Raw genomic sequence first — 7,523 nt, forward strand, 5'->3', positions numbered from 1 at the left:
GGGCTGATGGCCGCGGCGGCGTTGACGGCCGCGCGCTGGCAGGTGTGGCGGGTGGCGGCTCCTGCTCTGTGGTGGCCCGCTGCGATGCCGCGACCCGGGCGGCCGCGGCCGCAGCCAACGAGATCACCTCCGCGCCGGCGGGACCGCTCGCCATCGTCCCGTCGGCGCTCCCGGCGAGGGAGGTGCTGGTCGGCGGCCTGGTGCTGGTCGGCGGCCTGGTGTTGGCCGGCTTGGTGTCGGCCGGTGGGATGTCGGCCGGTGAGGGGCTGGCTGCTGGGGTGCTGGCTGCTGGGACGCTGGCTGCTGGGACGCTGGCCGGCTCGGGGGCGAGGGCGCGGTCGACGGCCGCGAGGAAGTCGGCGGTGGGTCGCGGATCGAGGCCGGAGCCGTTGTCCTGGCGGACGGCCTGGGCGAGGTTGACGAGCTCCTTGGCCGCGATGTCCCGCTGAATTCCGGCGGCCACCCAGGTGGCCGTGACCGACAGGCTGGGCGGCACCGGCGCGTCCGAATCGGTGAGGAAGGCGAGTTCGTCGAGGGCCTCCTGCGGGACGGGGGTGCCCGCGACCTCGGTGAGGTCGTCGACGAGCGTGGCCAGCCAGCCCCGCCGGGCCAGCGCTGCGGTGCCGGTGGCCCGTCCCTCGCCGGCAACACCGCCCGGGTCGGCCGGCGGCCCGGTGGGCACAGCGAGGTCCCGCCGCAGCACGAGCCGGCGCGGGTCGAGCAGGATGCGCACGAGCCAGCCAGCGCCGTCGAGCCGTCCCCACATCCAGTCGTTGGCCCGCCAGGAGGACTTCGCGAAGGCGCCGAAGTTGCCCAGTTGCAGGCCGGTGACCTTGTCCTCGGCGAGATGGCGGGCAGGGTCGAGGGCGGTCGGAAGGTCGGCGCTGATCTGGACGAGCTCGACCGGCTGGTCCAGCACGCCGCCGGTCGTGGTGCGTTCGACCAGGTGCAGTTCGAGCAGCGCGATCAATGCGCTCGCACCGGTCGTCGGCAGGTATTGGACGAAGTCGGTGAGTGTGCGGGCGGCGAGCGCCCGACGCTGCCCGACGCTGAGCCCCGCCGGCTGGATCCTGGACCCGGCCGGGGGCGGCGTGGGCGGGGTCCAGCGGCGGACGAGGGCGGCGATCTCACCGCGCAGCTCGCCGACGACCGGAGCGAGAGACGCCCACCCGGACCCCGGCTGCGCGGGGATTCTGGGCTCTGGGGGGCTGTCGGGCTCTGCGGGGCTGCTGGGTTCTGCTGGGCTGTCGGGTTCTGCTGGGCTGTCGGGTTCTGCGGGGCTGCTGGAACCGGACGGGCTGCTGGAACCTGCAGGACGGCTGGAACCTGCTGTATCGGCCGCCCCGGTGGGATCGGAGCGCAGCCACCGGCGGGTCGCCTCCTCGAGGACGTCGAGCAGCGGAGCCCCGGGCATCGCGGCGAGGGTCTCGCTGACCGTCGTGAACACCCCCGGTCGTGGCGAGGAGGTGTAGAGCGAAGCGGGCCCGCGCGCGTCAGCGATTCCCGAACCGGCTGCGCACCCCCCCGCGGGGCCGGATTCGGTCGGGTGCGCCGGGGCGCCGGATGCCGCCAGGGCGGCGTCGTGCACGGCGGCGGCGAGCCGGGCGAGGCGGGCCCGCTCGACCGGCTCGGGGCACAGCACGTACCCCTCATTGATCATGGAGACGAGGATGCCCCGGACCCCGTCGAGGGCGGGCTGGCCGAGCCGCCACAGCTCGTCGAGGTCGCCGACGCCCGGCAACCGGTCGGGCAGTGTCGCCAGGACGGCACCGACGGCGGCGTTCGTCATCCGGGCACGGCCCGCGGCATCGGTGCGCAGCGCGTCGGTGTCCGGCGGGCGCGGCAGGTCCGAGCGGTCGGCGAGCACGCGCAGCAGCGCCTCGATGACCGGCACGGCGATCTGCTCGGCCACCGTGCGCCGGTAGGCGTCGTAGACGCTGTCGTCGGCCAGCCTGGCCGAGCCCGCCGGAGCGAGCCGCAGCAGACGCCGACGGCCGGCCCGGGCTCCGCGGACGGCCTCGTTGTGCTCGCGCAGCGCGGCGAGGTCCGTGCCGATCGACTGGTTCAGGGCCGCGCCGAGGGCCCCCAGCAGGGTGCTGCTCACCGACGGCACCGACGGCACCGACGGCGGCGACGGCACCGACGGCAGCGGCGCCGTCGGCGCGTCGGCCGCCGGCTCCGGCTCGCGCTGTGTTGCCCGGAGCAGCCGTGTCCCGGGGTGCAGCCGTGTCCCGCGGTGCAGCTGTGTCCCGGGGTGCAGCTGCGTCTCGCGGTGCACCTGTGTCCCGCGGAACAGCCCAGGCCCGCGCTTCTGGTGCGTTCCGGGGAGCTGCCGGTCGCGGGGCTGGGGGTCGAGCGTCGACGACGTTGGGCGGGGGGAGGGCACGACGTAGGTCAGCACTCGGCGAACCTGGCGTTCGGCGGGGCGGTCGAAGATGGCCGCCAGTGCCGGGCCGATCGGCCGGTTGACGAGGATCCCGCCGTCGGAGGCGTGGAAGGAGCGGGCCGCGTTGACGAAGCGCGCCATGTCGGGGTGGGTGTCGTCGAGGGCCTGACCGACCGGCACGTAGGCCGGCTCGAACGCGCCCGGGAACGCTGAGCTGGCCCGGGCGGAGAGCGCCAGGTGGGGGATCGACGCGGCATCGGTGAGGTCCGGTGTGCCGAAGACGAACAGGCCCCGGTAGTCGACGTCGTACATCGTGCCGCCGAGCGAGTCGGTGTGTTCGGCGACCGCGCCCCGAAGGATCGTCGTCGTGACGAACACCGAGGTCGGCCGGGCGGCGGCGGGTTGCTGCGGCGCGGTCGTCGCGGCCACTGCGCCGAGGGCGGCGTGCAGGGCGGGCAGCACGGCGGCGTCCCCCCGCAGCAGCGACGGGTACGCCTTCTCATCGGGAGTGCGCATGAGCTTGTCCAGCGAGCCCAGGGACAGCCACAGCTCGCGCAGCGGGGCGAGGTCGCCGTGACGGGCGTTGGCGAAGCCGAGCATGGTCGCGTTGATCCCGCCGGCGGAGGCCCCGGCGAGGACGTCCACGCTGAGCTCGACGTCGAGGATGGCCGCGAGCCGCGCGTACCGGGTGGCGACCGCGGCGTCGGCGTCGTCGGCGCGGGTCTGCCCGGGGCTGGTGGCGAGGTTGATCTCGGTGGCGACTCCGCCCATCCACACGGCGAGGCTGGCGCCACCGGTCATGACGACCGCAAGCCGCACTTCCTGGGTCGTCTCGTCACGCATGGTGGCAAGGGTAGACGTGCCGGACATCGCCCGATCCGGGCTTGTCGCGGTCAGTGCCGATTGGTGCGGCCGCCTACTGCGTCGCCCTACTTGTCAACGGGTTACTCATGGGTAGCATGGGAACACCGTACTCACGAGTAGCAAGCCGGTCCCGGCGGTGCGCGCCGCCCGGCGCTCCCGGAAAGGAGCCGTTCATGGGCCACTACCGGAGCAACCTGCGGGATCTCGAGTTCAACCTGTTCGAGGTGTTCGGCGTCGATCGCACGCTCGGCACCGCTCCCTTCGAGGAGATGGACGCCGAGACCGCGCACGAGGTGCTCGCCGAGATGGAACGCCTGGCCATCGGCCCCGTCGCGGAGTCGTTTGCCGATGCCGACCGCAATCCGCCGACGCTCGACCCGGCCACCGGCTCGGTCACCCTGCCCGAATCCTTCAAGCGCTCCTACCAGACGGTCCTGGACGGCGAATGGTGGCGACTGTTCGTCCCGACGGATCTCGGCGGGCTCGGCGCGCCGCCGACCCTCGCCTGGGCCGCCGCCGAGCTGGTGCTCGGGGCGAACCCGGCCGTGTTCATGTACATGGCCGGCCCGACCTTCGCGGCGATCCTGCACCGGCTGGGTAACGAGTGGCAGCGCAGGCTCGCCGTCTTCGCCATCGAGCGGCACTGGGGCGCGACGATGGTGCTCACCGAGCCCGACGCCGGCTCCGACGTCGGTGCCGGCCGGACCCGGGCGGTCGAGCAGTCCGACGGGACCTGGCACATCGAGGGCGTCAAGCGCTTCATCACCAGCGGCGACTGGGATGTTCCGGAGAACATCTTCCATCTCGTCCTGGCCCGGCCGGAGGGTCACGGCCCGGGGACCAAGGGCCTGTCGATGTTCGTCGTGCCCAAGTTCATGCCGGATCCGGCGACCGGAACGCCCGGGGAGCGCAACGGCGTGTACGTCACCAACATCGAGAAGAAGATGGGTCTGAAGGTCTCGGCGACCTGCGAGCTGAGCTTCGGCGAACGGACCCCGGCGGTCGGCTGGCTGGTCGGCGACGTGCACGAGGGCATCGCGCAGATGTTCCAGGTCATCGAGTACGCCCGGATGATGGTCGGCACGAAGGCCATCGCCACGCTGTCCTCGGGCTACCTCAACGCACTCGACTTCGCCCGCACCCGGGTGCAGGGCGCCGATCTCACCAGGTCCACCGACAAGACCGCGCCCCGGGTGGCGATCATCAACCATCCCGACGTCCGCCGGATGCTCATGCTGCAGAAGGCGTACGCCGAGGGCATGCGTTCGCTGGTGCTGTACACCGCGACGTTCCAGGACCGGGTGGCCCAGGCGGCGGCGCGCGGCGAGAACGACGAACTCGCAGTCCGGATCAACGACCTGCTGTTGCCGATCGTCAAGGGGGTCGGCTCCGAGCGGTCCTACGAGCTGCTCTCGACCTCGTTGCAGATCTTCGGTGGCTCCGGCTACCTGCAGGACTACCCAATCGAGCAGTACATCCGAGACGCCAAGATCGACACGCTCTACGAGGGCACCACCTCGATCCAGGGCCAGGACCTGTTCTTCCGGAAGATCGTCCGGGATCGCGGGCAGGCGCTGACCGCCGTGCTGGGGGAGATCCAGACCTTCGTGAAGGCGGAGGCCGGCAACGGCGCGTTGCAGTACGAGCGGGAGGCGCTGGGGGCGGCGCTGGATGACGTCCAGGCGATGGTGAGTTCGCTGGTCGGCTACCTCACCAGCGCCGCCGATGATGCCCGGCAGGTCTACAAGGTCGGCCTGAACTCCACCCGGCTGCTGCTCAGCATCGGTGATGTGCTCATCGGCTGGCTGCTGCTGCGGGGCGCCGAGGCGGCGCTGCGTGCCCTCGACGAGGGCGGCACCAGCCCGGGCATCGCCGGCCAGCAGGGTGGTGCTGGCAACCGGGGCGCGGCGTTCTACCAGGGCAAGGTGGCTGCGGGCCGCTGGTTCGCGGCAAACGTGCTGCCGGAGCTGAAGGCGCGCCGGGCCGTGGTCGAGTCGACGGGGCTCGGGCTCATGGATGTCCCGGCGGAGGCGTTCTGATCTCGATGATCCGCGAGTCACGGTTGGCTCGCGAGGGCGGCCACGGATCGCCGAAGATCTTACGCGATCCGTGGCAATTGCCGTCTCGGCGGGGTTGTATTGGGCGAACCTGCGGGTAGATGGGGCACCATGGGAATCCCGTTGAGCCTCGCCTTCTTCGCCCTCGGCGCCATCCTCACCTTCGCCGTCCGCTCCAACCCGTCCGGCCTCAGCCTCGACATGGTCGGCGTCATCATGATGCTGGTCAGCGCAGTCGGTTTCGGCATCACGCTGTACCAGAGCCAGTGGCGGCGCAAGATCGTCGAGGAGTCGGTGGAGAGCGGTGTGCCGACTCCGATCTCGATCGACGACACGGTCATCGTCGACCCGGTCACGCCGGTCGAGGCGCCGCGCCGGCGTGAGCCGGGTCTGACCCCCGAAGAGGACCGCAAGCTGAACGCCACGCGTCACCCCGAGGCGGAGGACCCCGATCCGCAGCCTGTCGTGCACGTGGGCAGCGAGGAGCGCTCAACGTCGCGGCGGTGAACCCCTACCGCCTGCCGGCCCGTCCACCTGGCCGCCGCCGCCCGGCCCGCCTCCCCGAACGACCCGTGCATCCGGGTCGGGGGAACCGGGCTCCGGGCGGCCTGGTCGTCCGGGCCGCCGTCAGGACGTGCGCAGCGGCGGAAAGGCCTGGTCAAGCTCGTTGCGCATGTCCCGCTTCAGCAGGTCGTCGGTGTCCGAGGAGGACTGCCCCTCCAGGAGGAACCGGGCCACCCGGAGCGTGAGGTCGACCCGTTCGGCCAGGTTCAGCGTGCCGGTGAACCGGCCGCTGGAGTTGGCAGAGGTCAGAACCTTGGCGACGAACTCGTCCGCGGCCTGAAGTGCCTCCACTCGCGTCATGGTTCCACCTCTTTGTGCCGGAAGCCGGTCAGAGGCGCAACCGTACCAGGGGGCCGACTGTGCGCCGTTGTGCGCCCCTCTCGCGTGCTTTGTGGCGAGCTGGTGGATCCGATGAGTCGATCACGACCAGGCGAGGGCGAGCGTGGGATCCGTCAGCACTGCGCCCACATCCGCGAGCACGGCCGCGCCCAGCGCCCCGTCGACGATGCGGTGATCGAAGGACAGGGCGAGCTGCACCACCGTACGGACCGTGAGCTGACCGTCGAGCACCCAGGGGGCGGGACGGATCGAGCCAAGAGCGAGGATGGCCGCCTCCGGCGGGTTCAGGATCGGCGTTCCGACGTCGACGCCGAGCACCCCCACGTTGGTGATGGTGATGGTCCCACCGCGAAGATCCGCCGGATCGAGCCGGTCCGCCCGGGCCGACGCGGTGAGCCCCGCGAGTGCCCGGGCCAGGCCGACGAGATCGAGCCGGCCCGCGTCCCGGATGTTCGGCACGACGAGGCCGCGTGGCCCCGCCACGGCGATGCCCAGGTTCACCCGGTCGGGAACCTGGATCTCCGCCCGGCCCGCGCCTCCGTCCTCGACCCAGCGAGAATTGATCATCGGATGTCGGCGCACGGCGACGAGCAGGGCCTTGGCAACGAACAGCAGCGGCGTGACCTTGATGCCGCCGAACTCCGGCAGCGCTGCCACGCGCTCGCGAGCGGCCATGGTGGCGGTCACGTCGACGCTGAGGAACTCGGTGACATGCGGCGCGGCGGTGACACTGGCGACCATGGCCTGGGCCATCGACCGCCGCACCCCGATGACGGGCACGTGCCAGGCACCGGTCGTGGGGGAGAAGGCCGCGTCGGCCGGGACCGCGCCGATCCGCCGCTTGGCGGGCAACGTCGCATCCGCTGTGGTGGGCGCATCCGCTGTGGTGGGCGCGTCCGGTGTGGTCGGTTGCGACGTCGGAGTCGCCGGGGGCGTCGCTCGGGCGGCGGTGCGCACGGCGGCCTGGACGTCGTCCCGGCTGATCGTGCCGTCGGGGCCGGTGCCCGCGATCCCGGCGAGGTCGACCCCGAGGTCGCGAGCCAGCTTGCGGACGGGTGGTTTGGCGAGCACGGGCGGCTTGCCGAGCACGGAGGGATCGGCGGGCACGGGGGGATCGGCGGGCACCGATGGTTCGGCGGGCACGGGCGGCTCGGCGAGGATGGGCGGCTCGGCGAGTGCAGCGCCGTCCACCGGCGCCGGTCCACTTCCGCGGGCGGTTCCCGGGGTGGCCTGGCGGCGGGGACTGCGGCGACGTTGCTGACCCTGGCGCGGCCCGTAGCCGACGAGCACCGGCACGCGTTCGCCGGCACCAC

5 protein-coding genes are annotated in these 7,523 nt (G+C 72.4%); 2 read left to right on the forward strand and 3 right to left on the reverse strand.

The annotated features are described in order from the left end of the window. On the reverse strand, window positions 1-3,256 hold a 3,256-nt coding region (locus ND748_RS20525), incomplete at its 3' end, for a patatin-like protein (protein WP_251747626.1). A 167-nt stretch (window positions 3,257-3,423) separates the two neighbouring features. On the opposite strand from ND748_RS20525, the gene ND748_RS20530 reads away from it, so the two are divergent. Both ND748_RS20530 and ND748_RS20535 read left to right on the forward strand, forming a co-directional pair. Continuing rightward, window positions 3,424-5,289 (forward strand): acyl-CoA dehydrogenase, encoded by a 1,866-nt coding sequence (locus ND748_RS20530; RefSeq protein WP_251747627.1) that lies wholly within the window; start codon window positions 3,424-3,426, stop codon window positions 5,287-5,289. A 129-nt stretch (window positions 5,290-5,418) separates the two neighbouring features. Next, the gene (locus tag ND748_RS20535) at window positions 5,419-5,814 is read left to right on the forward strand and encodes a hypothetical protein (RefSeq protein ID WP_251747628.1); all 396 of its coding nucleotides are present in this window, start codon (window positions 5,419-5,421) and stop codon (window positions 5,812-5,814) included. A gap of 120 nt (window positions 5,815-5,934) precedes the next feature. On the opposite strand, the gene ND748_RS20540 is transcribed toward ND748_RS20535, so the two are convergent. Continuing rightward, window positions 5,935-6,171 (reverse strand): hypothetical protein, encoded by a 237-nt coding sequence (locus ND748_RS20540; protein ID WP_009741405.1) that lies wholly within the window; start codon window positions 6,169-6,171, stop codon window positions 5,935-5,937. A 120-nt stretch (window positions 6,172-6,291) separates the two neighbouring features. Then, the coding region (locus ND748_RS20545) for a dihydrolipoamide acetyltransferase family protein (RefSeq protein WP_251747629.1) at window positions 6,292-7,523 on the reverse strand (1,232 nt) is incomplete at its 5' end.

This window comes from Frankia sp. AiPs1 (genome assembly GCF_023716945.1).
GTDB lineage: Bacteria > Actinomycetota > Actinomycetes > Frankiales > Frankiaceae > Frankia.

Bases quoted from the DNA above. Each gene is read 5' to 3' on its own strand.
- ND748_RS20535 (WP_251747628.1), top strand. From the start codon at position 5,419: ATGGGAATCCCGTTGAGCCTCGCCTTCTTCGCCCTCGGCGCCATCCTC.
- ND748_RS20540 (WP_009741405.1), bottom strand. From the start codon at position 6,171: ATGACGCGAGTGGAGGCACTTCAGGCCGCGGACGAGTTCGTCGCCAAG.
- ND748_RS20530 (WP_251747627.1), top strand. From the start codon at position 3,424: ATGGGCCACTACCGGAGCAACCTGCGGGATCTCGAGTTCAACCTGTTC.